The sequence below is a fragment of the Niabella sp. ZPM-14 genome, from assembly GCF_055693045.2.
Map to the genome: position 1 here is coordinate 3612539 of NZ_CM181148.1, position 25834 is coordinate 3638372.

The following is a 25834-nucleotide window of genomic DNA, read 5'->3' on the forward strand; positions in this document are numbered from 1 at the left end:
ATTGGTTACAAAAGTAAGGAAACCAACAGGCTAATAGATCATTTTTTGCTGATTCATGTAGAAAAATGACGGCTGCAACCTGCCGCTCATTGAAAGGAGTAACGGCATTACTGGGAGCCGATCTTCCCGTCACCGTCAAGGTCGATATTCAGCTTATCTTCCAAAGCGTCTCTCACGCCGGCGTGAACATCTTTAGGAAGCGCTCCTGTTTCCTGTATCGTTCTCATGTTTTTAGCGTCCTGTAAAAAGTCCGACGCGAAAATAAATTCGTTCAGCTTTTGATTATCGCTGTAGATAATTTCTTTGTTGGTCCCTTCCCATTCCTTTTCGCCATGATGCATGTACACGATATGATCTCCGATCTCCATCACACTGTTCATGTCGTGTGTATTCATGATCGTGGTTGTATTGTATTCCTCTGTGATCTCGCGGATCAGTTTGTCGATAACTATGGAAGTCTGAGGGTCGAGGCCGGAGTTGGGCTCATCACAAAACAGGTATTTCGGATTTAAAACAATCGCTCTTGCCAGCGCCACACGCTTTTGCATACCACCACTGATTTCCGAAGGGAATTTTTTATAAGCATCTTCATTCAGCTTTACCCGATCGAGCACTTCCTTTACGCGGTCTCTTTTTACGGAATATTTGTCGTTGGTAAACATGTCCAGCGGGAAAATTACATTTTGCTCCACCGTCTGGCTGTCAAACAAAGCCGATCCCTGGAAAAGCATCCCGATTTCCTTTCGGATCCGCTTTTTGTCTTCGAGCGACATGGTAACATAATTGGTTCCGTTGTAGATGACTTCGCCTTCGGTAGGAGGCATCAGACCTACAATACACTTCATCAAAACCGTTTTACCGCTACCGCTCGAACCGATGATCAGATTACATTTGCCCGGCTCCATCACTGCATTCACCTCTTTAAGGACTACTTTATCGCCAAAGCTTTTTTTAAGATTTTTTATTTCAATCATTTGTCAAAGTTGAATGATGGTTGAATGTAGTTAAATGAGTAGAAGAATAGTTGAATGATGGTTGATATAAGTTTCAACATTTTTCAACCAGCTCTCAACGACGTTCAACTAAACTGTTTTTACAACAACAACGCAGACAATATATAATCTGCCAGCAACAGCAGCACGCAGGAAACGACCACCGCTCTGGTACTGGAATGTCCGATCTCCAGGGCACCTCCTTTCACGTGATATCCGTAAAACGAAGGCACGCTGGTGATGATGAAGGCAAATACAAAGCTTTTGGTCAGGGCAAAGAAGACATTGTACCCGTTAAATTCCATCAACAAACCATTATCATAGATTGAAGGATCGATGATGCCTGCAGCTGATCCGGCGAGGCGACCTCCGAGGATACCCAATGCCATCGCGAGAACGATCAGCAGCGGAATAGTCAACACTCCGGCAATGATCTTTGGAAGGATCAGATATGCTTTGGTATTGATACCCATGATCTCCAGCGCATCAATCTGCTCGCTCACCCGCATATTTCCCAGCTCACTGGCTATTTTACTGCCGACAACGCCGGCCAGTACGATACAGCTCAATGTGGGCGCAAACTCCAGGATCACGGTATCCCGGACGATCTGTGCGATAGTTGTTTTAGGGATGATGGGCGATACCAGCTGGTAGGCCGTTTGCACGGTTGACACCGCACCAATAAATACAGAGATGATGCAAATGATGCCCAACGAGCCTACACCTATATCGTTGCATTGAAGCATAAACTGCTTCCAGTACATGCCCTTGTTTTCAGGCATGCGGAACATGCCTCTGAACATCCTGATATACTGCCCGAATTCTTTTAAGATTTTCAAGAATGAGTTTGATTTAGTTGGAAATAGTGATTGTTATTTTTTTGTGGAAGCCTTTTTGCCCTTCGCTTCTTCACGGGCAGACAACGCAGCTGATTTGATCTGAGCGTCCGTAACCGCGATTAAAGCCATGTTCACAATATTGTTAACCGTGCTTCCTAATTGCAACAAATGTACCGGTTTTTTAAGTCCTAAAAGTATCGGTCCGATCACGTCGTGGGAGCCGATTTCCTTCAGGAGGTTATAGGTAATATTGCCCGAAGCTAAATTAGGGAAGATCAAGGTATTGACCTCCTTATCCACGAGCTCGCTAAAAGGGTACATTTCCTTTAACAGGCCGTTATTCAGGGCCACATTGGCCTGCATCTCGCCGTCCACAATGATCGACGGGTCTTTTTGTTTTACCAGCTCCCTGGCTTTAGATACCAGTTCCGCTTCCGGTGTGCTGCTGCTGCCAAAATTGGAGTAGCTCAGCATCGCGATGCGCGGTGTAATATTGAAAGCTGCCACTTCTTTGGCAGTCATCAATACGATCTCTGCCAGTTCTTCCGCGGTGGGGTTAAGGTTCACCGTCGTGTCAGCCAGGAACAGCGGTCCTTTAGAAGTCATGATCAGGTACATGCCCGCCACCTTCTTAACGCCTTCTTCCGTTCCGATGATCTGCAGCGCCGGCCGGATGGCGTCGGAATATCTTTTCGTCAGTCCCGATATCATACAATCCACATCGTTACACTCGACCATCATACAACCAAAATGGTTGCGGTTTTCCATCAGCTTGGCAGCTTCCGGGCGGGTATATCCCTTACGCGCTCTTTTCTTATAAAAAATATTGACATACTCCTCGCGCTTCGCTTTCGCCTCATCACTTCGTGGATCGATCAGCGGCATATCGCTGATGTCTATTTTATGATCTTCCGCCAGGGCCTTGATCTTTTTCACATCTCCCAGCAGGGTCGGGAAGCCGATCCCTTCGTCCAGCACGATCTGTGCGGCTTTCAGGATATTGACGTTGTCGCCTTCGGCAAAAACGATTCGTTTCGGCGCACTTCTTGCCTTGTTGCCCAGCACCCGCAACACGTGGTTGTCTAAGCCCAGCCGTTTGTTCAGGTCATGTTCATATTGCTCCCAATTTTCAATGTTGATCCGGGCTACTCCGCTTTCTATCGCTGCTTTGGCTACTGCAGGCGCTACCGTGGCCAGCAGGCGCGGATCAAGCGGTTTGGGAATAATATATTCGGGGCCAAAGTGCATGTTTTGCTGGTTATAGGCCAGGTTCACGATATCCGGCACCGGGGTTTTGGTCAGCTCTGCCAGGGCTTTCACTGCCGCCAGCTGCATTTCTGTATTGATCTGCGTCGCTCTTACATCCAGGGCGCCGCGGAAGATATAGGGGAATCCCAATACGTTGTTCACCTGGTTGGGGTAGTCGCTGCGGCCTGTGGCCATGATCACGTCTTTGCGCGCATTGGTCGCATCTTCCCAGGATATTTCAGGGTCGGGGTTGGCCATCGCAAAAACGATGGGGTTTTTAGCCATGCTTTTGACCATGTCTCCGTCCAGAACATTGGCCGCGCTCAGGCCGATAAATACATCAGCGCCTTTTAGAGCATCTGCCAGCGAAATATCTTTTTCGGCAATTGCAAAAGGCGCTTTGAATTCGTCCAATCCTGTGCGTCCCTTGTGCAGCGCGCCTTTGCTGTCAAACATGATAAAGTTCTCCGGTTTAGCGCCCATTTGCTGATACAGTAACACACAGGCCATCGCAGCGGCTCCCGCGCCGTTTACGACAAACTTTGCTTTCTCGATCTTTTTCTTCTGTATTTCAAGTGCGTTCAGCAAAGCCGCTGCACTGATGATCGCCGTGCCGTGCTGGTCATCGTGCATCACCGGTATCTTCAGGCGTTTTTTCAATTCGCGTTCAATATAAAAGCACCCGGGCGCTTTGATATCTTCCAGGTTGATCCCCCCAAACGTGGGCTCCAGTGCCTGCACGATCTCGACAAACCTGACCGGATCTTTTTCATTTACTTCAATATCAAAAACATCAATATCGGCAAATATTTTAAACAGCACTCCCTTTCCTTCCATCACCGGCTTGCCGGCTTCCGGGCCGATATCTCCCAATCCCAGCACTGCCGTTCCATTGCTGATCACGGCCACGAGATTGCCCTTAGCCGTATATTTATATACGTTTTCAACATTATCTGCGATCTCCAGGCAAGGCACCGCCACACCCGGCGAATAAGCGAGCGACAGGTCGCGCTGGGTCTTAGCTTCTTTGGTGGGGATCACTTCTATTTTGCCGGGACGTCCTTTGGCATGGTACTCCAAGGCTAACTCTTTCCTAAGTTCATTTTTAGACATAAGCAACGATTAAAAATCGAGCGAAAAGTAAAGTAATTTATTTAACGGGCAAAAGATTAATTTCACTAAATGGTATAAAGTTATAATATTTGCGCAAAGCTTCCAGACGTATTTACAAGCTGAAATAGCTGCTGCTTAAATTACACTTCTTATGAAAAAAGCGTACCCGTTATTGATCGTACTATTGGTAGTACTGACCGCATGTCCGAATAAGCATGACTCGATAGACAGTAATGAGCCACTGGTCTCAAAATTCGTTTTTGACGGCATGTCTACTTATTATTTATGGGCTGACAGTATCATTACAGCACCCAACGCCGCTGATGAAAAAAATCCGGAGGCCTACTTCTATGGGCTACTCAGGGCGGCCGACGCTAAAAAGAGATGGTCCTGGATCACAGACGACGTGAATGCCTTGCTGGCAGATTTTTCCGGTACGCCCAAAGACTTTGGCTGGAGCCTGGCTTTATACAGGGTCAATGGCACTAATAATGTGGAAGGATATGTAAAGTATGTCTTTCCCAATACGCCGGCAGCTTCTGCAGGCATCAAGCGGGGCGAAGTGATTTACCAGGTCAACGGCGCCACCCTGACGACGAGCAATTACACAAAACTTTTCGAGGGCAATACGCTGTCTGTTGGAGTGGGCAACGTGACTACGTCCGCCAGCCGTACTGTTACCCTGACACCGGTTACGATTCAAACGAACCCGGTATTGGTGGACACCGTGTATAAAGACCGCCCGGAATTTGCAGGGAAGAAAATCGGGTATCTTTTTTATACTGATTTTATCGGCGGCTACAACGCCCAGTTGTATAATACCTTTACAGCCTTTAAGCAGGAAGGCATCACCGATTTGGTGATAGACCTGAGATACAATCACGGTGGCGGTATCGATGCGGCTATCTACCTGGCTTCGCTGATTGCTCCGCGCGCCGCAGTAGAAGCAAAAAAGCCATTCACCAAATTACAGTATAATGATTTTTTGAATGGAATATTGGGCGAGGGCGGAAGAACAGATTCTCTCAACGTTGTAGGAGGCATCACGCCTTTGAATGCCAACTTGAATTTAAATAAAGTATACATCATCGCCACAGACGATTCTTATTCGGCATCGGAGTTGCTGACCTTTTGTTTAAGGCCTTACATGAATGTGGTTCACATTGGCAGCAATACCGGCGGGAAGTTCACAGCGTCTATTACGCTGCATGCCTATGACGATCAGGGAGACAAGGCGGCCACTGTATATGATGAAGATGATCTGTCTTCGGCCAAAAAGAATAAGCTGCGCAACTGGGCTATGCAGCCTATCGTGGCTAAGTATGCAAACGCCAGGGATGAGGATTTTGAACAGCCGGGTTACCTGGTGCCGGATGTTGCCGTAGCCAGCATCGAAAATCAACCAGGCGCCTGGAAACCACTGGGAGACCGTAATGATTATTTACTTGCGAAGGCGATCTCACTGATCACGGGCATGCCAGTGCCTGCATCTGCGGCGGTGCCAGCTTCAACGCCATCTACGTCGGCCAGAAGTGTTTATAATAGGAGGAACGCCGAATTGTTTGGCCCCACTGATAAGATCCTGAAAGAGTCCGTGCAAATTGAAATGCCGCAAGGCTTCAGGAGTAAAGTGACCGAAGCCATCAGGCGAAATGCTCAATAAGAAAACTGGTTAGGGTGAAATACCTGAAGGGCGCGGAGTCTTAAGCATTGTGCTACTTTTTCAGGTAGACCGGTGCGTTTTTGATGTCTTCGCTTTCCACAGCATGGAGCCGGAGCAGCTGTTCCTGGTTTAATATCTTTTCGAAGGCTTGTTGCCGTTTGCTTGTAAGCCTTGACAATTGTTGTTCGTAACCCGGATCAGCTTTGTTCAGTTGTTGAGCATGGTGCAAAAAGACGGCTTGTGCCTTAGTCAATCGATTGGCTTGTTCCGGGCTCGCTTTGATCAGCGTCCGGATCTCCTCAATATCGTGTTTGGCTTCCAATGAAGTACTTTTCGACGGTGTTACACAGGAAGTGATCTGCAGTCCCAATACCATCAACAGTGCAAAAGGGTGTTTCATTTTTCAGTCTTTTTATTCAGGACGATTGGTTCGGCTGTACCGTTGTTTGTCCGGTTGGGTAACAATTATCTTGCTATCCACACTTTTCTTCCGGACAAAGCTGTCAGCGAATCTTTAACCTTAGTAGTATCCGATCCGGCAGAAGGTAATCTCATAAACAACGTGTAATTTACCGAGTCGCTGGTTTCCATTTCAACCGGCCATTGAATGGTCTTGAGCTGATTATATCTTTTGGACGCGCGTGGCTCGCGGGTCACTTCAAGCACATATTTAAGCGTGCCATCGGTAGCCGCGGGTGCAGCAGCCGATGTTGCGGGCGTAAGACCAGCAGCTGTGGCATTGCGGGTCGTGTCGGCCTGGGCGGTGGTTTCTTCAATAGCGCCAATGTCTTCGGCATTCTTTATATAAAACCAGATGGTAGCGGCAATGGCCAGCAGACAGAGAACGGCGATAATAGCGGCGGGTTTTGTTTTTCTCGGTTTCCGGGTTTCGTCGATATAGGTTTGGGGAACAGAATTTTTTTCAGTAATGGGAGCGACCTTTCTTCGTTCTGCCTGCGGATATTTTTCCTTGTGAAATTCTATGGTGCCGTCCGATTTCTTGGTGAGCGTTCCGATACCGCTGATGAAATAAGGTTTACCGGTGTTGAGAAAATTGATGGTAGCCTCCAGTTGTGACTTAAGGTCTGATTCAGCAAGGACCTTCATCTTGCCGGTTTCGGCAGCGATAAATAACACAAGCTCATCATCCAGCTTTTCAACCGGCTGTTGTTTAAAGGTGATATTGAGCAGCGAAGCGCCTTTTTTGCTATAATCCACATCAGGGTCATAAGCATTTTCTGCGTTAAAGGTTCCCAGCCCAGGCAGACTTAATACTTTATTTGTGGTCAGGTATTGGGATAAGATAGGCGCTAATTTCACAAACAATTGATTATGATGAATTCGCAATATAAAAGTTTTTACTGTATTACCAAAATCGCAGTAAAGAATGTACATTTGGCGGATGTACACGGAGGAGGAAGAGGCTTTTATCGCTTACTGGGCGGTACATCGCACCAAAAAGAGGCGTCTGTTCAGGCGAATCCTGGTGGGGCTCCCTGCCGGCCTGGTGCTGATGATCGCCATTCTGCTCAACTTCATGAGTGGCTGGTATAAGCGAGCTTCCATGGTCGCCAATGCTGATCCGTCGCTGTTCATAATTTTATTGATCGCTGGAATAATTATTGTTGCGTTCACCGGGATCTTCTCGTCCTACCACAAGTGGGATATCAACGAAACCCGCTACAAAGAATTGATTAATAGAAAACATACCCCTTAAAACCACGTAAAAATGAAAAAAAGCTTTTGGTTGCCCGTACTGGCTGTCGTGACTGCAGTTGTGTTAACAGCTTGTCTGAAAAATGATGATGATGTTGTAAGATGTACGCCGAATTCACTGGAACAAGATCGGGCTGTTATTGATTCATTTATTGAAGATAACGGAATTGCCTATCTCGCCTACAACGCTAACGTCGGAGCCTATACCGGTATCTCCAGCCTCGGAAACCCTGACAGCAGCAGGGCTGCGGGCGATTCACTTATTGCATTAAAAAGAGTGATCAGCACATTCAAAGGAAGTCAAACAGTAGTAGTCGGCACCGACAGCATTTACAGAAATAATAACGGAGCGCTCCTGAGACTTTCTGACTTTCAGTCAGATTCACCGCTCTACAACTTCCTGACCACAGCCCGCAAAGGTGGGAGCTTCAGGATGATCTACCCGTCCTCTGCCAATTTCTTAGGTTATTGGGGATGCGAGCAGCAAAGCCTGAACGACGGTAAAGTGATACCGGCTTATTCCCAGGTGGTTTTTGATTATACATTGACGGCGGTTAAAAAAGGTAATTAAAGGATACATATTATATGGTTTCTATGAAGAGAATAATTTTAATGGCCCTGATAGTGGCTGGAAGTGTTGCAGGTATTGCCGGTTGTCTAAAGAATGACGACGACTACAAACCTTGTGTTCCAAGGACGGTTGAGGATGACATGCCGGCAATGACGAAGTTCGCAACGGATAGTGCGATCACTACTACCCAGGATCCCAGTGGTCTTTTATACCAGATCATTGATCCGGGAACGGGAGCAACGCCTACGGCGACCAGTAGTGTTACGGCAAAATACGTCGGGCGTACTTTGGACGGGCAAGGTTTTGATTCTTCTTACGTAAGGAATCCCGGCGGTACTTCTTTTACACTGAATGGCGTTATACAGGGCTGGACGATTGGAATTCCGAAGATCAAGGAAGGTGGAAAGATCAAGTTGATTATCCCTTCGTCATTGGCATATGGATGTGCCTATCATCCATTGCAGAACAAACCGTTGTATTTCTATGTAGAACTGGTTAAGGTGAATTAAAAGATACAGCATTCATTGAAAGGGCTTGAGCAGATCAAGCCCTTTTTTATTGGCTTTTATTTTGCCGAAGCTTCGGTTTCTGAAGGTATCGATGAGAATTTGATGTAGGTTTGCCGGATAAAAAAGTTGCAATGCAGTACGAGCCGATATCGGTGTTTGATATGTTAAAGATTGGCGTGGGCCCTTCCAGTTCTCACACGCTGGGACCCTGGCGTGCGGCCGAGCGGTTTGTCAACGAGCTGAGGGCCGACGGGAGACTGCAACAGGTGCTCAGCATCAAAGTGTTGCTTTATGGTTCGCTGGCCAAGACAGGCGTCGGGCATGGAACTGATATTGCGGTGCAGCTCGGGCTCTGCGGTTATGACCCCGTGACCTTCGATGTAGAACAGATCACACCTTCTATCAGCCGGATCAGCGAGACATCGATATTGCTGCTCGGCGGTGAACATGAGGTGACATTTTTACCCTCCCGGGATATTGAGTTTTTATTCACCGAAACGCTGCCTTACCATTCCAATGGTTTGACTTTCCTGGCGTCTTTGTCGGATGGAAATGCGATAGCCGCAACCTACTATTCTATTGGCGGTGGTTTTGTAAAAAAAGAGACCGGCCCGGGCCAACCGGACGAGGACATGGTAGCGGATGCATCCGTAAGCTTACCTTTTCCCATCAACGACGCAGACGACCTTTTAAAATGGTGCATCAAAACCGGCTTATCCATTCATGAGATCGTTTACGAAAACGAGCAGGCGTGGCGCAGTGAAGAAGATATAAAAGCGGGTATTCTTGATATATGGAAAGTGATGAAGGAATGTGTGTATCGCGGATGCCACACCACCGGAACGTTGCCAGGTGGCCTGAATGTACGCCGCCGTGCGGCCAGTCTGAGCAAAAAGTTGCTGGGCGGAGCGACTTATAATTCTTATGACGAATGGATCACTGCCATCCGGAAGGGCGGCAACGATTTTAAATATACCCTCGATTGGGTGAGCTGTTTTGCGCTGGCTGTTAATGAAGAAAACGCTTCCTTCGGCCGGGTGGTTACAGCACCTACAAACGGATCGGCAGGGGTGATCCCCGCGGTGCTGCACTATCTGATGATCTTTTGTCAGACCGGAGCCGGCCAGGAAAACGAAGAACGGGTTATCAATTTTCTGATGACAGCCTCCGAGATTGGCAGTATTTTTAAAAAGGAGTCCACCATTTCCGCTGCCATGGGCGGGTGCCAGGCCGAGATCGGAGTGTCCTCATCGATGGCGGCAGCAGCGCTCACCGAAGCCATGGGTGGTACACAAAAACAGGCGTTGATGGCGGCCGAAATAGCCATGGAGCATCACCTCGGGATGACCTGTGATCCGATAGGGGGGCTGGTGCAGGTGCCTTGTATTGAAAGGAACACGATGGGAGCCATCAAGGCCATCACCGCGAGCCAGCTGGCTTTGCAAAGCACGCCTGATTTTGCACGCGTGTCACTGGACGACGTAATAAAGACCATGTGGGATACGGCGCAGGATATGAACTTTAAATACAAGGAAACTGCAGATGGCGGTTTGGCAATCAATGTGCCGCTGAGCCTGCCCGAGTGTTAATTGGCTCCGGTCTGACGGGGACCGTCAGACCGGAGCCTTGAACCTGGCGGGGCGGTCTTCGCTTGACCGGAGCCACACCGGAGCCTTGAACCTGGTCTGACGGTCCCATCTGACCGGCCTTGAACCTAGTCTGCCGGTCTCCGTCTGACCAGACCAACATTTTAATTTAGAATATTTTTACCACCAGGACCTCAAAGAAAAACAGAGAAGAGAAAGAAGAAAAATGTTACGCACCCAAAAAAATCGAAGTTTAAAAGTATAGTTTAATATGACAAGAGCGGAACTAACACAACAAATACAAAATAAAAAGTCCTACTTGTGCGTCGGACTGGACACGGATATTACGAAAATACCCGAGCATCTCCGGTCCGTCCCGGATGCAGCTTTTCAGTTCAACAAGGCGATCATCGATGCCACCAGGGATTTGTGTGTGTCTTATAAGATCAACACCGCATTTTATGAGTCGCAAGGCATAGCGGGGTGGCAGGCGATGGAAGCGACAGTTGCTTATATCGGCGATGAACACTTCAAGATCGCTGACGCCAAACGCGGAGATATTGGCAACACATCCGATCAATATGCCAAAGCATTTTTTGAGCAGCTGCCTTTCGATGCGGTCACTGTGGCACCTTATATGGGGAGTGACAGTGTACAGCCTTTCCTGAAATACGATGGCAAGTGGGCGATTGTATTGGGACTGACCTCCAATAAAGGAGCGGCAGATTTTGAGTTACAAACCTGCGGTGACGAGTTACTGTACGAGAAAGTGTTGAAGACCGTTTCTCAGTGGGGGACCGATGAAAACCTGATGTTTGTAGTGGGTGCTACGCAAGCCGATTCTTTCACGGCGATTCGCAGGATCATCCCTCGAAATTTTTTACTGGTGCCGGGTGTAGGGGCGCAAGGAGGTAGTCTCAAGGATATATCCGAAAAGGCCATGAATGAAGATTGTGGTTTGTTGGTCAATGTCAGCCGGGACATCATTTTCGCATCAGGCGGACCTGATTTTGCTGAAGCTGCGAGAGAAAGAGCTTTGACATATCAAAAAGAAATGGCGTCATATTTAAAATAGATCCAGCCGTATTTTTCCAGCAGCTTCTAAGATGCCGATTAAAAGCATTATCAGTACGGCAAAGTTCATGACAAAATGAAAGTACTGCTGATGTCTGATTCATCAAAAAATAGCTATATTTGCGCCTCGGAAATATTTCCGAGTTGGTCCGGTAGCTCAGCTGGATAGAGCAACTGCCTTCTAAGCAGTAGGTCATTGGTTCGAATCCAATCCGGATCACAATTAAAAGACTTATAGCATTGATTTTTAGTCAGTTCTATAAGTCTTTTTTATTGGGGGGTAAACATAGGGACAACATTTGATAATTGCCTTAATAAAAGGGTTTCTATAAATATATTCTCCTTGCCATATCTTAATCTACAATATCGAAATCAAAGCAGAACTTCATCGGATTATCTCTGGGACCTAAAAAGTAATTACCTGGATTTAATCTTTTCTTGAAAGTGATCTTGTAAAGGTATTCCCCTTCTTTTTCAATTATTGGAAACTGAGCATTTCCTGGCAACTTGTTTGAATTAAAACTTCCATCACCTGTCCACCTGACAATTCGTATGCGTTTATTCTTTCTATTAACGCCTTCAAAAAGGACTAAGTCGGAAGGTTGTAAATCGGAAAAGTTGTCTTCGACTTTTACATAAAAAACAGGCTTGGAATTAGCTATTTTATTTAACGAGGCTACATTATTAAATTGATATTCCATATTCCGCGAAAGGCCTCCAGTCATAATTGTGTGATTGGAAATCATTGATTTTACCGTTTTATTGTTCCTGATAGGAATATATTTACTTTCTTGACTATCGAAATAATAAACACCATCTTTAATGATTTCTGATCCTGAAAAAACTTCAGGGCTTTGAGTCTCATTCGAATACTCCTTAGCTTCACTTTTAGGGCTAATTAATGTCTTATTTTCTTTGTTTGAACCTTCCATCATAGCAAGAACTAAGTTATCTGGAAGCTTATTACTCTTTAAGATTATCAAGGCATCAGAGCTCAAGTCGAAATTTTTTAGAGGGGTAGTCTTAATCTTTTTTAGAATTACTTCTTGTGATAGTCCATTTTGATACATTTTAATTATAGCATCATTTTTCAGCGTGTCTATGTTTTGACTGTGTACAGTTATGAATGACGTTGCAGCCAGTATGGCAAATAGTTTCTTGTTCATATGAATTATAACGATTTCGATAAGAAAATAATGTTTTGATTTATTTCTTGCAATTGATCTATCTGAGTTAACTGTTTCTTTTTCTAAATGCTCTACGAAGAACCCAGATACTCCCAAGGATTACAGCGATCAAGAGTATAATTCCCGCAGTGAATTCGTCCGAATTTGGTGATGATCGAACTGTGTCGATGGCTGCCCAATTAATTATTATTAGTATAATAATGATCGTGATGCGAGCTGGTAAATATTTCATGATTTATGAGTTTTTAAGTGCCTACTCTTTAATATGCAGTTTTCGGCTTCCCTGATTTGGTAAATGCAAAAGTATAGAGAATTCTCTATTGTATAGATTTGTTTTATTCTTTCCTTTTGGGCTGTGAAAAAATTACCCAAAAAAGAGTATTACATCAATAGATCTGCTTTATTGCTGGTGGGTAATAAAATTCGTGAAATTCGAACTGGTAAAAAGATTTCTATAGAGAATTTAGCCAATACCAGTGGTATGGATTATTCTCAATTGGCAAGAATGGAAACAGGGCAAGTGAATTTTACAATATCTTACCTTTTTAGAGTTGCAGAAGCCTTGGGCGTTACTCCTAAAGAATTATTGCCCTAGAGGATAAGGGTAATATTTTGATGCCAGCAATTTATTTTATTTAAAGAAAATACTTTTATGTGCCCTTTAGCCAAATGCTTAGTGACTTGGTTTTAATAGTCCGAAACATAAAAGGCAATGTAAAACTCTGTCAGCTTCAATTTTAGTAAATTGATTAAAATTCATAGTTCCGTGACAAACTCTATTTCGTAAATTCCATCCACATCGGTCAGTTAACAAAGCCTTTAAGTACACAACGAAGTCTTTGGGGAAAACTTCTAATAGAGCCTTATTGTTGAGCAGGGTTCCAAAGGTTTGTAAATCTTGTATTCCAGTATCATTAATCTTTATTACTGGCTGATGCAGGTTCTCTAGAATGTTTCTGATTGACTCTTCCAATTGAGGTATAATAACATGAATCATCGAAACGTAATCTCTTTTGTAATAAAATGCAATTCCTCTTTCGATGACTTTTAATCGACTTTCATTAAATGCCACAGATTCTTTAAGATAATTTATAATCTGTAACTCTGTTAACTCTCCAAACTGAATTGCTCCTAGGAAAGCAAGATGCAAATTGATTGATAATAAATGCATCATTTGGCCCATTTCGAAAATAACATGTGCTTCTTCATTATTTAAACTCAGAGGTTCCATAGTACTTGTAACTCGTCCTCTTTCATCTAAAATTGAGTTACCGAGAAACTTTTTATGAATATATTTCTCCTTGTCCTCGTATAGTTGTTTTAATAGTGCCTTGTAATCAAAAAGAAAAAGTGTAACAAGTTTTAGAATTTTATCGTTTACACTTCCTTTCGAAAACTCTACGATTATTTGCTCGAACTTCTCTTTATCTATTTGCTGATCGCTAGTTATTTCTTGTAAAAAGGGCAGTTGCTTAATGCTCAGTTCTCTTATTTCTATCAATAAATTCTTGGCAAGCTCCTTCATCCCATTTTCTCGACATAAGTGGTGCAACTTTTCCAGTTCTTTGAGAGACGAAAAAATGTCCAAGTGCTGTGTGCATTTTCTTACAAACGCCGCATATACGGTTGTTATCTCCGTAACTTTTGATTTTTCTTTATTTTTTCTATAGTACGTTAATAGATGATTTGCCGCTTCTTCAGCTGCATGGAGATTGTCAACGAAATTACCTTTCTTATGATCGCTCAATCGCAAAAACCTGTTTTCCATATCGCTTATTACAGATGCTTTTTCAATGTCGTTGTAGAGTTTTGAGTTTCTAAGATGGTTAAATGTGTAGCCCCATAGACCAGGTTTAGAATCTTCTGCATTATCAAATTCATATTTTAAAAGAGCCTCCTTACACGTTTGAACTAACTCTCTACTTTGGAATTTCAGACAAAGAAGTAATGCATTATTCAATTTTTTTAAATTCTTTACTATAGATTTTGAGTAGCCCTCACGAACTATTTTAATAACAGAGTTGACATATATGTTTAAATGCTGAATATTAATTGGTTTTTTTGCAACTAGTTGGTCAAATAATATCAGTAGGATACTATATCGAGCTGCCAAAATAGGATTTTGGCAATTGCTCAATCTAACCTCGTAATAAGATGCCATAGTATTGTTTAAATTCTTATACGAGATATTTTCTACTACACTATTACCGCCACCTTTTAATACGTATTTGGGTATGAATAGGCTTCGTAAATCTCCATCAAAAGAATCTAAGTTTTCATAGAAATCGAACGCTGCTTTCTCATTTATTAGTTCCTCAGAACGGTTGTTTCTGTTTTTAAATAAAAGTGTGTTCAAGTCAGCCCAAATGGACATTTCATCGAAGTCTTTTTTCTCAACTATGTCATATTTTTCTACGATGGCTTTTACGTTATTGGGACGAATATTCATTATGAAGTAGATTTGCTCTTTAAATTTAAAATTGCTTTGATTTCCGCTATTGTTTTATTTCCATTATCCGAGTCTCTGAAGTTTTCCAAAACTCTATTTATATACCAATTAAAATCGTCTACATTTTCTTGGTCCTTTAAATCTATTTTAGCCTTTTCTAAAAAGTCAATTACTTTCAATAAATCTGTTTCACTTTTCTCCGCCAAGTTAAAAAGCCATTCTAACGCGATTCCCCCAGCTGTCTCATAAAATCGAACATCGATATTGTCATTTTTTTCAAGAACAAAATGTTTTATTTTATCAATTTCTATCAATGCTGCATCTGTATTTATTCGATTTATTTTATACCCGCTCTGAGTTGTATATGGAGCCCGATTTGTTGTGAGTATAATTGAAACTAAATATTGGAAAGCTGCTAGCGATCCTAATTCGCAAAGAATTCTAACAAATTCAATTTTCTTTTCCTTTAAGTCCGTTTCTACAAATAAGATCGTCAATATCTCTTTTACTTCAAGTGGATGTATCTTGTAAAGCTTGTGAACAAGATGACTGAAGAAATAAGTTTGATACTCTCTCGTGTTTTCTAAGAGCGCTAATAGATTTTCCGAATTCCCGCCCAGGCTGAGATAAATGTCTATTAAATCATGGCCGAAGTATTCTTGATAATTTGCGTCTTGCAAAAGGTCATATATCAATTCTAAAGCCTCAACAATTTTTAACTTTTCACAGAGTGCAAGATGAGTGCCTAGAATAGATTTAGATTTGATACCTGTAGCTATGTTTTCAAGTATTTGCTTTTTCAGCCTTACGGTCGCCGTTTGTGTTACTTCTCTTAGGATGATTTGCGAAATGGTTTCATTTTTATTTAGTTTGGCTGTCTCAAAACCTTTAATTCCCGCAGCGTCTAACCATAATAACTTAAATAGGTGTTGTTCCTTGGTTTTAGGTTTTAGCTTTTTAAATATGTCTCCTATCAAAATTCCTACAGGTTTCCACATAAGTTGATTACCTTCTTCCCATTCGCAGTTAACGAAATCAAATATTTGAATATTGGAATAATAGTAATCTTCTAATACTTGTTTATAAATAGGAACGGATTCTAGGCTTGTATCGAAGTTGCGCAATATATCGCTTGCTCTGAAATACTCAAAATTTTCCTTGATTGCTAAGACTTTCAGACATTGAGAAAGCCGTATTTTGTTTTCCTCTCGATTCTTCAGTAGGAAATGGTAAACAAAGTTAGAAGTGGCTGTTTTCCAAAGGACTCTTTTTTCTTGATCCAAATCGATAAAGAACTCTTCATTTAAGGCATCCAAAGAAATTGTCTTCGTTCCGAACTCTTTGAAATAGTCTTTAACACCTTTTATAAATGATTTATGTGATTGGATCACTTTTAAATCATTGTCCCTTTTTTTCTGTTCTCTCTTAAGGTACAAATCGTATTTATTGTCCTCCTGAGTAATAGTAATGTGGCCTTCTAATGCATCATCACAGATTTGAAAAAACTTTTGAGATTCCTCGCGATTTTCTTTACTGTAAGACATTCCCGTAAGGCAGCTTCTGAGAGCAGAAATTGAATAGTTCTTTTCTTCAAATTCAAATAAGATGTAATCGTAACTTCTAGGGGTTATGATAGAACCAAGCTGCCAATCACCATCTTCAAAAATATCCTTGATTAAAAGTCTTGTAATAAGTGTGCGGGTCTGTGTATTTTGCAGAAAATCGTCTATTTCTTTATATTCTTCTGTAAGATATTCCTTGCCAACTGACTTTATGAATGATGCAACATTTATTATTATACTTGGTTCTTTAACGAAGGCGATTTCTAGTTTTTTTAGTAGTCTTTTAATAAATGTTGTTTTACTGTATGAGAAAGAATTTTTACCGAAGTGTTTCCTCCATCGATTAGAATTGACATTAGATAGTATCGATGAGAGGATAACAGGGTTCTTAGCACTCAGGAAAAAGTTTTGCAATCTTCTCTCAGAGCCTCCATGGCTAACTTTTCTATTATAATCGGATAATATTAGAACGCCATCAATGCCATAGGCATAGAATTCGTCCACAAGTCCTAAGATTGTTATGAGCTCATAGAGTTTATCTCGATACTCGTGAAAGGTGTTGAATTGAGGAAAACGATTAACAAGATCAATAATAAGGTTTCTATCACCTATCTTATGATTTGCCATCACTTGAATTAATCGTCCACCATAATAAGCGTCGTCAGATTTTATTAATTCGTTAACTGCAATTTCTAAAAAAATATTTTTTTGTTTATCCGACAGCGTACAGAGTTCTAGGGTTTGGCAAGCAATTATTTTAGCTCGATCTGGTATATTAGCCTCGCTAATAAAATTAATTAGATAATCTTTACTTTTTACATAGTCGTTTACAAAGTTCGCTATCTTATCTTCATAAATTAGCGATAGACGTCTATTGTCTTTTGAACATTGCAGTAATAATTTTTTAAGCAATTCTAATCTAAATTGTGTTGAATATTGTGTCGGTTCTGTTTCAAACAAAAGCTCAATATTATCTTTTTCAAATAGTTCCCGCAGATATTTAAATAATCTAGAATTGGGATCGCAGAAGGAGAGCAAGGCGGATAATGTTTGGACCCATTTCTTTTTGACTTTCCTTATCGATTTTCCGATAGTTGTATATTTTAATATATCAGAAAATGGTAGTTTAGACAGTGCGCCTGCCGTTATATGTTCTTGAAACATAGCATTTACAAAACTCCAAGAGGAATTTGACACTGTAATCATTGGATTATTTTGTAATAAAATTCTTTCTTCAAGTGTGAATAGCTCCTGCATTTGCTCATCTTTAAATGCATTAAGCCCCGATAGCTGCAATGCGAAAGAGAATTTTTCCGCCAATTCTTTAAAGTTAATAATCACATCGCGAACTTTTGTCCCACCTTTTAGTTTCCTAGCTTTTGAGTTTTCGATAGATTTGTTAACTAATGAGTCGATTACAGATATTTTCGTGTTAGGTAGAGTTCCTTCAGACAGATAATCCTGCACTATTTGTGTTAAATAGAATGGGTGGTGAAGGAAGCCGAAGACATTTGAATATCCAGAATTGTTCGTGAAGTCATTGTAAGCTTCCTTTAGAGACTTCTTTAAATATTCGTTGATCTTATCCTCTGTAATAGGAGCTAATTCAAAAACCAAAAAATCGTTTAAGATTTTGTCAAGTTCATAACTGACATAAAAAATTTTCCTACATGAGCATATAATCGTGACGTCTTTATGATGTGAGCAAAACGTCTTGAGGTCACTGGCGAAATTTTCTAGCTTGTCCGTTTCCATTTCGTCAAGGCCATCAATGAACAATATAATTTTTAATAGTGGTATACTTTGCCAGTCACCACATTGGTTATTTAGAATAGACTCAACTGGTTGGGAAGTAAAGTTCTTTAATTCAATAAAAATTGACTGATAGCCACTTCCTCCATTGTGCCTATTGATGTTCAATGCGACGCTCTTTAAATATGAAGATTTTCCTTCGTATGGATCTCCTATAATGAAAAGCTTTTTTGATACGCTAGTTCTGTTAATGATATCGAAGAGATCGAATCTTTCTCGTTTATTAAAATGCCAATGCAGGCTGTCTTGTTTCGAAATCTGATCGAATTGATATAGTTGTCGGGTGATGTAGTTAGTGACAGGCGATATAGGTAGAAATGCGTCAAATCTGATTTCAGGATTGCAGAATCGAGTAGCCTGATACTTACCAAAATATTTGGAAACTAGCCCAAACCTGGAAAGTAATTTTTTTTCGATAAATCGTTGATCCCAGCAGTTGAAAATAATGTCGTTATTTTTTAAAATAGATACTTTGTGGTTATCAATAGCAATTTTAGATTTTCTGTCTTGTAAATCTTTAGAGGTCGCAATAATGAAATAATAGGTTTTGTCGCGATAGCTGCCCTCTACAAATTCTTTGATAGCATCTTTTAATAAGGCTAGTCCAAACCTGTTATTTCTTTTTGACTGAATGGATATAAACTTCCCTTTTTTACTGTCGAAACCTGTTATATCGATTCCATCTTGGTTATATCCTTGGCTCAAATGATTGTCAAACTCTATCTCAGGAAATTCTGTTTCAGCAATTTCTCTACAAAGGTCTTCAAAGTATTTCCAATCAAAATTGCTCCAGTCTAGTTTTGTATGCCCCATAATAAAATATTTTCCGCGATGTCTTATTGAAATTACTAAAGAATTTTATAGAATAGTTGATACTTCCCTCAAAAATGTAGTTCTATACTGTTTTATATGTATAAGTTTTATCATGTCTTCAATTAAAATTATCGATGTATGTAATACTAGCCTTAATTAGCAATCTGCTTGCATAAAAAAGAAAGAGTGTAGCTTTTGCTACACCCAAGATTATTATGGTTTTTAAAAGTTGATATTTATTGTAAATTGCCTATAATGATACTGGTTGCCATTTATAACATAAATGATAGTTCCGCTTCCTGAGCTAAGTACTTTTTCAACAATAAAAGTTTTTCTCCCGTTGCTATTTATTGATGTTACTAGAAAAGGTGTAAATAGTTCCCTGAGTTTGCCATGTCTATTAATAACCAGTATGCAGTTATTGCTAAGATATTGTAGGGTATTTCCTGTGTGGTCTTTACTCATAAGCCATCAATTTAAAAACCAATGTTCTTCTTTTTGCTCAATAGCTGTTTTAAGTCCATAAACAAATGAAAATGCATTAACAGCTTTAGGTGTAAATGTGTCTATGTAGGAAGACTTGTTTGCACCAGTAAAGAGGTTATAAAGCTTCCAAAGGCTAATTGAACCATCGGCTTGCCTGCAAAAACTGTCATTTTTATAGTAATTGCTTACCACGTTACCCATTTGTACCTCCCCAAACTGCATTAGTGGTAGGCTGTTCTGTACAGACCTGGATAAATGATTATACATCCTGCATCTTCCTATTAACGTTGCAAACTGGGTTTCTGATAACTCATGTTGGGCTAATCCTTTTAGGCTGGTCATTAGGAGGCCATGATTGAACTGCTCAAATAATAGTCTCGCATACATTTTAAGCTGATCAATGTTCTTAATGGCAATACTACCTAATAGTCCATCTGTAGAAATGCAAAGGTTAGTGCAGACCTTGTTTTTGAACCCGATAAAGAGTTTAAAATGCTGTTCAGTTCCTGACCTACCATACAAATTGTCTTCTGAGTAACTCTTTACGCCGCCAATGGTAAGGGATAGGTCATTGGTTTCGATATTTCCTCTTATGGTAGGGATTTCAATAGTAAACATCATCCGTTCGTAGTATAGGGTTCTTTCATGCGGAAGTAGTTCCTTTGCTGGCTTATTCTTAGCTGATGGGATTCTTCCCTGTATTTCATGGCTAAGCCTGATAACAGGATCTTTGATCTGCTCACCTATAAATATTTCAGAAGCCTTTTCTGCTACCACCTCAATAAAATCTGTATGAGATATCAAAGCTTCTCCATCTTTGGCAAAAGAAGGTATGATATGGTTTTTTCTCATTTCTGAAAAGGAGCAGGGTATTGTATTGGCTTCAATGAAAACATTGTTTTCATGATCTGAATCGGAAATTAGTGTAGCTTCTGATATTCTTGTTTTTTTGGGTGTGTACAATACGGGATAATTATTCACTTTTATAAGTTCCATTGGTTGATGGTTTTATTGATGAAGGGAAATTGGTTTGATTGGACAAAAAGACTTTCTTTTTTTCATTGAAGTTTTGAGAATATTGATCCTGTTCAGCCGTTAGTAAGCCATTGTAGAGGCTAACTAGTTCTTTAATAGACCTGCAATTGTTAATCTTTACTTGAATATCCTCTGGCTTGCCCTGACTACACCACTCTTTTATCTGAACTCCTGTGTTTACAGCTAGCATAAATTCAGGCTTTCCTGTAAACAGTTGTGTTCTGTCCTTTGAAGCTTTTGCCATGTGTTTATCGTTGATGATTTCCAGTGCAAGGGTCATTTCATAATCATAACCATTGCGTATTTCATCATCTAAACCAGCTTTTTCAACTTTGGTTTTATTATTCTCTGTAACTAGGTTATAAGCTTGCTTCTTACGGGTAGTAGTAATGATATACCATTGGGACTGTAGAATGGTATTAAGCCATTTCTGATACAGAGGTGTGGCCTTCGCCCAATCTTGGTAACGACCTCCTAAAGAGTTTTGGTATTCTAACAGTCCACCTTCTCCATTCCATACGGGGGAAACAGAATCAATAATGATTACTTCCATTCCAGCTTCCTCACATATCCTGATGGCTTGGATGTAGCGTTCTGAAGTAAAAGGAGGATTTAACGGAATGGTATTGTAGTTCCCTAAGTGACTGTAAAGAGAAGCGGATCTGTTTTCTGTGTCAATGACACAAATGGTTTCCCAACTGGATGTAAGGCCATAAGCAATTTGCAATGCTCCATAAGTCTTCCCAAAGCCGCTGGGAGAAGAAATGTTAAGTCGTAGCTTAACCTGCTTTCTTTCTGCTTTTTGAATCTGCATGATTTTTCATTTTAAAAGTGAATAATAGAAAGCGTAGACCTGTTACGATCTACGCTCATAAACTTTGATGAAAGGAATACTAGAAGATTTCTTCAACAGGCTCCGACATATTTCTGCTTGGAGCATTGGGAGGTAAATAGGTGTAGGTGTGAGATAGTTAAATTACCTCCCCTGTGGTTGGAACGGTATACTCATAAGGTTCTGAATCTACCCGAATAATGGAGCCAGGCATTTTACTTCCTATGAGATTTTTTGCCTGTTCTTCTGTAAATGTGGAAGAAATAAAGCATTTCTTAGCAGTAGCATAAAATCTGCCAGTCTGCATTGACTGAATTAATTCAACGTCTCCCTGTAATTCCAGAGATACAAAATTTCCTTTGTCACCTTCTCTAAGGTGAGTTGCAACGATTGTAACCATTTTTTATAATTTTTGGATTAACTAAATGACTGCTTGTTTGTCAAGCAACCTATGTTATTGAACAGGGGTATCCCGACACTGCCCAGGGCTGGAGGGGGTTAGTTGAGGGAAGTACTTTAGGCAGTTTGCCTCAAATTAAAACTCTATAAATTGATTTAATGTTACGAGCGATACAGGAAAAATCCCATATGCTTCTTTTGATCCTTTTATTTATCTTTACTAATACCAGAATCAACAGTATGAATACCTCCTAAATGATTACCTAAGACATTCAATCTACAGTCGTTTATAAACGACTACAAGCGTTTAAAACGGGTGCAAGATATATAAAATGAGAAGTGTTAGTATTTATAAGGCGTTGATTATGAGTATGGTTTGTGATCTATTTTCGTATATTTGAGAGTTGTATGCTATTATAATGAAACCCGCTGAAAATAGAACGAAATGATAATATTGCCTGCTAAAGAAAAATTTTTTCGAGAAAATTTTATTGAATTTTCATTTGATAGCGATAACGAAAACTATTTGCCTGACTTTAAACTTTTTGAAAAACTAAATTCTACAGACCAATATTATCTTGCTGAAAATTATAATTGGGATGATGGAATTGAAATTTCAAAATGGATAATTGAAAGTAAAAAGTGTGATAAAGGAACTGCATCACTAATTTTTTGGACATCTGAACCTGATTATTATTTTGAGAAATCAGAAAATGAAATTTCAGATTACGAAAAAGACACTTTTTTATTGCTTAAAAGAATTGTAGAAAAGTTTAACAAAACATGGAGTATGGATTTTATGAGTGATAGCATGACTGGCAATCGTAGGTTCAGAACATTCAATGTGATGGATGACTGTAGCAGGGAGGTATTGGCAATTGAAGTTGACACTTCCATATCTTCAAAACGGGTAATCCGCATATTGGACAGGGTTATTGAAATCAATGGAACACCAGAAGTAATTAGGGTGGATAATGGTCCGGAATTTACTTCAAAAGACTTTCAATTATGGGCTAAAGAAAAGGGAATCCATATTCAATATATCCAGCCCGGAAGGCCTATGCAGAACGGATATATAGAACGTTTTAATCGTCTTTACCGGGAAGCGGTATTAGATGCTTACCTGTTCTTTGATCTTGGCCAGGTAAGGGAGCTAACGCAGCGTTGGATGGAAGAATATAATCATAAAAGGCCACATGAATCACTCGGTAATCTTACACCTGTTGAATACAAAATATTGGCTGGTGAAAAGAAAAACGCCCAACCAATAACTGTCTGAAATATGGGGTACTTACACTTTAGCTTCTTGATAATGGCTTTATTTTTATCGAAGGTTCCTATTTGACCCGAACGAAAACTTTTTTCGTTAATGTTGGTGGCATAAGAAAAGAAATCCGTAGGCTGCTTTCCGAATAGTTCCTGTTTTAAAGCTTTACCAGTGGGCTGTTTTTGTTGTGTTTCGAGTTCTATCAACTGTCCATGCAATTCTGTCATTTTAGCACTTAGCAAAGCATTTAATTTACCCGAATTTTTATGGGATGTTTTTACTCTTTTGTTTTTGTTATCCCACTCTGATAGTTTAATGTACTGGCCAGACGATACATAGCTGGACCTTCTATTCTTTGTTATGCGAAAATGAATCGGGGCTAGGCCTTGATTGTTTACTTTGTCTTTTCTTAATGTTACTTTAATTGAACTTGCCATAAATTTTTACTGGATTTGATCACACATCGTACCAGTAAACGGGGACAACAACGGGGACAACATTTGTTACATCTGTTTACGTTTCGATGCATTGATTACGTTTTAATAATTTGTTAAATTCTCTAAATGAATGTTTTAGAGCGTAATCAAATGTGGCCCTATGTAATTATGTCAGTTCAATCCGGATCACTTAAATTTATATTGCCTCCTGATTATCAGGGGGCTTTACTTTTTAGCCGATCGAAAACTGCATCATTCAAAAAACTGCCGACACTTACTAAGGCTAACGTGTCTTTACAAAAAAAGAAAATAGCACTTTTGTTATAAAGGCTAAACATGAACCGCCAGCGGGATAGTTATTCCGTTGACATTTTGAAGCACTAAATGCTGCCTAAGCTTAAACAATATATCATAAGACCTTTATTTTCAAAACGGATTGGTTAGCAGTCGAGCCTGGTAATGACAGTGAGACCTTTCAAAATGGTTACATCTTACTAAACTCGAAAGGAACAGAACTATTGATCTGCCATGAATGGGGCGACTGAAATTGACAAAAAAATATATATAATTAAAGTGGAATGATTTCGATTATATGTATATATTCGTAATATAAGAAGTGATCTTAATAACCCGATTGATTTGTGCCCGAAGCCATTTTAAGATCAGATGTGTTTGTTGCGTTGGCTATCAATAGAGAAGCTCGTTTTTCCCTGATTATTTCGGGAAGTAGTAAGCCTTTTTTGCAATTACTATCAGCTTGACATGACCTTTAACCTTTAAGATATAGAGACCAATATGCTATATGAGAAAATGTTCCTCTTATAGACCACTATTTACATGAGATTCTTCACCAAATCAAATACCTATTATGAAAACAGTTATTCCTGCGTTGATGCTCTTATTAGTAGTTTCGCTCATCCAGTCGTGTAAGAAAGAGTCGCTACAAGACTCCGGAAACAATGAAAACCACAGTGTTTACCAGTTAGACGACCGTACTATTATTCACAGGTTTATGGTCAATGGGAACGTGACTTATGTCAATGAGGTCGACGGGGCCTACTTCTTCGCTGATGATATCGTTCTCTCAACAGAGCAGTTCAACATGTTGAAAAGCCTTTCTGATAACGATGGAAAATATGAAAGGAGCACGATCGCACAAAAATATATACAGACCTGGCCCAATGGTATCGTGTATTACCAATTGCCTGACAGTAGTGGCGGAACCCTCACCGCCAGTCAGTACGCCAGTTTTGTGAATACTATGAACCGGGCATTCGACAGTATCGAAGCACATACCCCTGTGCGGTTTATAGAACGGACTGATCAGCCCGAGTATCTTAAGTTCGTCAAGTCAACAGGCAACAGCTCTCCTCTGGGCTGGCGTAAAAACGGGGTGAATACGATCAATCTTTATAACTATAATCATGTGTTTATCACCATTCATGAAATCATGCATTCGTTAGGTATCATGCATGAGCAGAGCCGGCCAGACCGGGATGAGTATGTCATTGTCGATACATCCAAAGTACAGGATGGAAAAGAGCATAACTACAATATTTATTTCGACTATGCAGGGTTTGGTCCCTTTGATTTCGAATCAGTGATGTTGTACAGCTCTACAGCTTTCGCAAAAACAGACACCGTATTTCCTATGACAAGGCTGGACGGCACCACGTTCACGGGGCAGCGGAGCAAAGTTTCGGCTGGCGACTACGCAGGGATCAATCATTTGTATAAACCTTTCAATGCCACAACATTTGTAGGCGGCGTCTATCGCATCGGCACGCCGCTGATCAGCAGCAAGTCCTTTGACATTTCGGGAGGCGCTTCAGCGAATGGTACGTCAGTAATTTTGTATTCAAATCATAATTTTGACAATCAGCGATTTTTATTCCGGCCCGCAGAGCACGGGTATTTTATCATCAAGTCACTGGTCGATACCACCAAAGTTTTAACCGTACGGAATTCCGGCACTGCCAATGGCACAGCGGTCGAGCTCAGATCGTATACCGGTACTAATGCACAAAAATGGTACTTATATAACCTGGGAAACAAAGGCTTCAGCTTCCATCCCAAACATGCGTCCTACTTACGCCTGGAATTAAAAAACGGATTGACCGCCAATCTAACGCCCATAGTGGTAGGCACGGCAGCCAGCAATGATCAGAAACAACAATTTGTCCTGACCAGGTTAAACTAAACATTGTGTAATGCCTTCAGCAAAGGACGTTGCCCATCGGGCAG

At 40.8% G+C, this 25834-nt stretch carries 20 protein-coding genes, 1 tRNA gene and 2 pseudogenes; 11 read left to right on the plus strand and 12 right to left on the minus strand.

Annotation, left to right across the window (positions count from 1 at the left end; translation table 11 throughout):
• Window positions 1–107: 107 nt before the first annotated feature.
• From ACU37H_RS15375 to ACU37H_RS15385, 3 genes are all read right to left on the minus strand, one after another.
• Window positions 108–974 carry an ABC transporter ATP-binding protein gene (locus tag ACU37H_RS15375; protein WP_472705469.1) on the minus strand — a complete coding sequence of 289 codons (867 nt, stop codon included), beginning with the start codon at window positions 972–974 and terminating at the stop codon, window positions 108–110.
• 119 nt (window positions 975–1093) lie between these two features.
• Entirely contained in the window at window positions 1094–1831 is a 738-nt protein-coding gene (locus tag ACU37H_RS15380) for an MlaE family ABC transporter permease (protein WP_472705467.1), read from the minus strand.
• A gap of 33 nt (window positions 1832–1864) precedes the next feature.
• On the minus strand, window positions 1865–4192 hold the full coding sequence (locus ACU37H_RS15385) for an NADP-dependent malic enzyme (RefSeq protein ID WP_472705465.1): 2328 nt from the start codon (window positions 4190–4192) through the stop codon (window positions 1865–1867).
• A 151-nt stretch (window positions 4193–4343) separates the two neighbouring features.
• Here ACU37H_RS15385 and ACU37H_RS15390 point away from each other — a divergent pair, with 151 nt between their 5' ends.
• Window positions 4344–5855 (plus strand): S41 family peptidase, encoded by a 1512-nt coding sequence (locus ACU37H_RS15390; RefSeq protein ID WP_472705463.1) that lies wholly within the window; start codon window positions 4344–4346, stop codon window positions 5853–5855.
• Between the two features lie 52 nt (window positions 5856–5907).
• Here the strand turns inward: ACU37H_RS15390 and ACU37H_RS15395 are convergent, their stop codons facing one another.
• On the minus strand, window positions 5908–6255 hold the full coding sequence (locus ACU37H_RS15395; protein WP_472705461.1) for a hypothetical protein: 348 nt from the start codon (window positions 6253–6255) through the stop codon (window positions 5908–5910).
• Window positions 6256–6320: 65 nt separating this feature from the next.
• Window positions 6321–7175 carry a hypothetical protein gene (locus ACU37H_RS15400; RefSeq protein ID WP_472705459.1) on the minus strand — a complete coding sequence of 285 codons (855 nt, stop codon included), beginning with the start codon at window positions 7173–7175 and terminating at the stop codon, window positions 6321–6323.
• 67 nt (window positions 7176–7242) lie between these two features.
• On the opposite strand from ACU37H_RS15400, the gene ACU37H_RS15405 reads away from it, so the two are divergent.
• From ACU37H_RS15405 to ACU37H_RS15430, 6 genes are all read left to right on the plus strand, one after another.
• A complete protein-coding gene (locus ACU37H_RS15405; RefSeq protein WP_472705457.1) occupies window positions 7243–7572 on the plus strand; it encodes a hypothetical protein in 330 nt (109 codons plus the stop codon).
• Window positions 7573–7584: 12 nt separating this feature from the next.
• Entirely contained in the window at window positions 7585–8142 is a 558-nt protein-coding gene (locus ACU37H_RS15410; protein ID WP_472705455.1) for a hypothetical protein, read from the plus strand.
• Between the two features lie 23 nt (window positions 8143–8165).
• Window positions 8166–8651, plus strand: a complete 486-nt coding sequence (locus ACU37H_RS15415) for an FKBP-type peptidyl-prolyl cis-trans isomerase (protein ID WP_472705453.1) — start codon at window positions 8166–8168, stop codon at window positions 8649–8651.
• 131 nt (window positions 8652–8782) lie between these two features.
• A complete protein-coding gene (locus tag ACU37H_RS15420) occupies window positions 8783–10240 on the plus strand; it encodes an L-serine ammonia-lyase (RefSeq protein WP_472705451.1) in 1458 nt (485 codons plus the stop codon).
• Window positions 10241–10508: 268 nt separating this feature from the next.
• Entirely contained in the window at window positions 10509–11312 is an 804-nt protein-coding gene (gene pyrF / locus ACU37H_RS15425; RefSeq protein ID WP_472705449.1) for an orotidine-5'-phosphate decarboxylase, read from the plus strand.
• Window positions 11313–11457: 145 nt separating this feature from the next.
• Window positions 11458–11531: transfer RNA gene (locus ACU37H_RS15430), tRNA-Arg, on the plus strand.
• A 133-nt stretch (window positions 11532–11664) separates the two neighbouring features.
• Here ACU37H_RS15430 and ACU37H_RS15435 read toward each other — a convergent pair.
• Entirely contained in the window at window positions 11665–12477 is an 813-nt protein-coding gene (locus ACU37H_RS15435; protein WP_472705447.1) for a hypothetical protein, read from the minus strand.
• Window positions 12478–12853: 376 nt separating this feature from the next.
• On the opposite strand from ACU37H_RS15435, the gene ACU37H_RS15440 reads away from it, so the two are divergent.
• Window positions 12854–13093 (plus strand): helix-turn-helix domain-containing protein, encoded by a 240-nt coding sequence (locus ACU37H_RS15440; RefSeq protein WP_472705445.1) that lies wholly within the window; start codon window positions 12854–12856, stop codon window positions 13091–13093.
• 78 nt (window positions 13094–13171) lie between these two features.
• Here ACU37H_RS15440 and ACU37H_RS15445 read toward each other — a convergent pair whose 3' ends face one another.
• The 5 genes from ACU37H_RS15445 to ACU37H_RS15465 form a co-directional block, all read right to left on the minus strand.
• Window positions 13172–14947, minus strand: a complete 1776-nt coding sequence (locus ACU37H_RS15445) for a DUF4209 domain-containing protein (RefSeq protein ID WP_472705443.1) — start codon at window positions 14945–14947, stop codon at window positions 13172–13174.
• A complete protein-coding gene (locus tag ACU37H_RS15450) occupies window positions 14947–19134 on the minus strand; it encodes an NACHT domain-containing protein (protein ID WP_472705441.1) in 4188 nt (1395 codons plus the stop codon). The genes ACU37H_RS15445 and ACU37H_RS15450 overlap by 1 nt, the downstream gene beginning before the upstream one ends.
• Window positions 19135–19605: 471 nt before the next feature.
• Window positions 19606–20616 (minus strand): DUF3871 family protein, encoded by a 1011-nt coding sequence (locus ACU37H_RS15455; RefSeq protein WP_472705439.1) that lies wholly within the window; start codon window positions 20614–20616, stop codon window positions 19606–19608.
• Window positions 20594–21469, minus strand: coding sequence for an AAA family ATPase (locus tag ACU37H_RS15460; protein ID WP_472705437.1), 876 nt, complete (start codon window positions 21467–21469; stop codon window positions 20594–20596). The genes ACU37H_RS15455 and ACU37H_RS15460 overlap by 23 nt, the downstream gene beginning before the upstream one ends.
• Before the next feature lie 157 nt (window positions 21470–21626).
• On the minus strand, window positions 21627–21887 hold the full coding sequence (locus tag ACU37H_RS15465) for a hypothetical protein (protein ID WP_472705435.1): 261 nt from the start codon (window positions 21885–21887) through the stop codon (window positions 21627–21629).
• Between the two features lie 444 nt (window positions 21888–22331).
• Here ACU37H_RS15465 and ACU37H_RS15470 point away from each other — a divergent pair.
• Together ACU37H_RS15470 and ACU37H_RS15475 are read left to right on the plus strand one after the other, a co-directional pair.
• Window positions 22332–22601: pseudogene (locus tag ACU37H_RS15470) on the plus strand (DUF4274 domain-containing protein); the annotation flags it as partial.
• A 51-nt stretch (window positions 22602–22652) separates the two neighbouring features.
• A pseudogene (locus ACU37H_RS15475) lies at window positions 22653–23165 on the plus strand (IS3 family transposase); the annotation flags it as partial.
• Here the strand turns inward: ACU37H_RS15475 and ACU37H_RS15480 are convergent.
• Window positions 23069–23590, minus strand: coding sequence for an Arm DNA-binding domain-containing protein (locus tag ACU37H_RS15480; protein ID WP_472705433.1), 522 nt, complete (start codon window positions 23588–23590; stop codon window positions 23069–23071). The pseudogene ACU37H_RS15475 and the gene ACU37H_RS15480 sit on opposite strands and share 97 nt — an antisense overlap.
• Before the next feature lie 868 nt (window positions 23591–24458).
• Between ACU37H_RS15480 and ACU37H_RS15485 the strand changes: the two genes are divergently transcribed.
• Window positions 24459–25790: a M12 family metallopeptidase gene (locus ACU37H_RS15485; RefSeq protein ID WP_472705431.1), complete on the plus strand. Its 1332-nt coding sequence runs from the start codon at window positions 24459–24461 to the stop codon at window positions 25788–25790.
• Window positions 25791–25834 lie beyond the last annotated feature (44 nt).

Bases quoted from the DNA above. Each gene is read 5' to 3' on its own strand.
- ACU37H_RS15390 (WP_472705463.1), top strand. From the start codon at position 4,344: ATGAAAAAAGCGTACCCGTTATTGATCGTACTATTGGTAGTACTGACC.
- ACU37H_RS15420 (WP_472705451.1), top strand. From the start codon at position 8,783: ATGCAGTACGAGCCGATATCGGTGTTTGATATGTTAAAGATTGGCGTG.
- ACU37H_RS15375 (WP_472705469.1), bottom strand. From the start codon at position 974: ATGATTGAAATAAAAAATCTTAAAAAAAGCTTTGGCGATAAAGTAGTC.
- ACU37H_RS15445 (WP_472705443.1), bottom strand. From the start codon at position 14,947: ATGAATATTCGTCCCAATAACGTAAAAGCCATCGTAGAAAAATATGAC.
- ACU37H_RS15395 (WP_472705461.1), bottom strand. From the start codon at position 6,255: ATGAAACACCCTTTTGCACTGTTGATGGTATTGGGACTGCAGATCACT.
- ACU37H_RS15460 (WP_472705437.1), bottom strand. From the start codon at position 21,469: ATGCAGATTCAAAAAGCAGAAAGAAAGCAGGTTAAGCTACGACTTAAC.
- ACU37H_RS15455 (WP_472705439.1), bottom strand. From the start codon at position 20,616: ATGGAACTTATAAAAGTGAATAATTATCCCGTATTGTACACACCCAAA.
- ACU37H_RS15405 (WP_472705457.1), top strand. From the start codon at position 7,243: ATGTACATTTGGCGGATGTACACGGAGGAGGAAGAGGCTTTTATCGCT.
- ACU37H_RS15435 (WP_472705447.1), bottom strand. From the start codon at position 12,477: ATGAACAAGAAACTATTTGCCATACTGGCTGCAACGTCATTCATAACT.
- ACU37H_RS15415 (WP_472705453.1), top strand. From the start codon at position 8,166: ATGAAGAGAATAATTTTAATGGCCCTGATAGTGGCTGGAAGTGTTGCA.
- ACU37H_RS15465 (WP_472705435.1), bottom strand. From the start codon at position 21,887: ATGGTTACAATCGTTGCAACTCACCTTAGAGAAGGTGACAAAGGAAAT.
- pyrF (WP_472705449.1), top strand. From the start codon at position 10,509: ATGACAAGAGCGGAACTAACACAACAAATACAAAATAAAAAGTCCTAC.
- ACU37H_RS15410 (WP_472705455.1), top strand. From the start codon at position 7,585: ATGAAAAAAAGCTTTTGGTTGCCCGTACTGGCTGTCGTGACTGCAGTT.
- ACU37H_RS15480 (WP_472705433.1), bottom strand. From the start codon at position 23,590: ATGGCAAGTTCAATTAAAGTAACATTAAGAAAAGACAAAGTAAACAAT.
- ACU37H_RS15385 (WP_472705465.1), bottom strand. From the start codon at position 4,192: ATGTCTAAAAATGAACTTAGGAAAGAGTTAGCCTTGGAGTACCATGCC.
- ACU37H_RS15450 (WP_472705441.1), bottom strand. From the start codon at position 19,134: ATGGGGCATACAAAACTAGACTGGAGCAATTTTGATTGGAAATACTTT.
- ACU37H_RS15485 (WP_472705431.1), top strand. From the start codon at position 24,459: ATGAAAACAGTTATTCCTGCGTTGATGCTCTTATTAGTAGTTTCGCTC.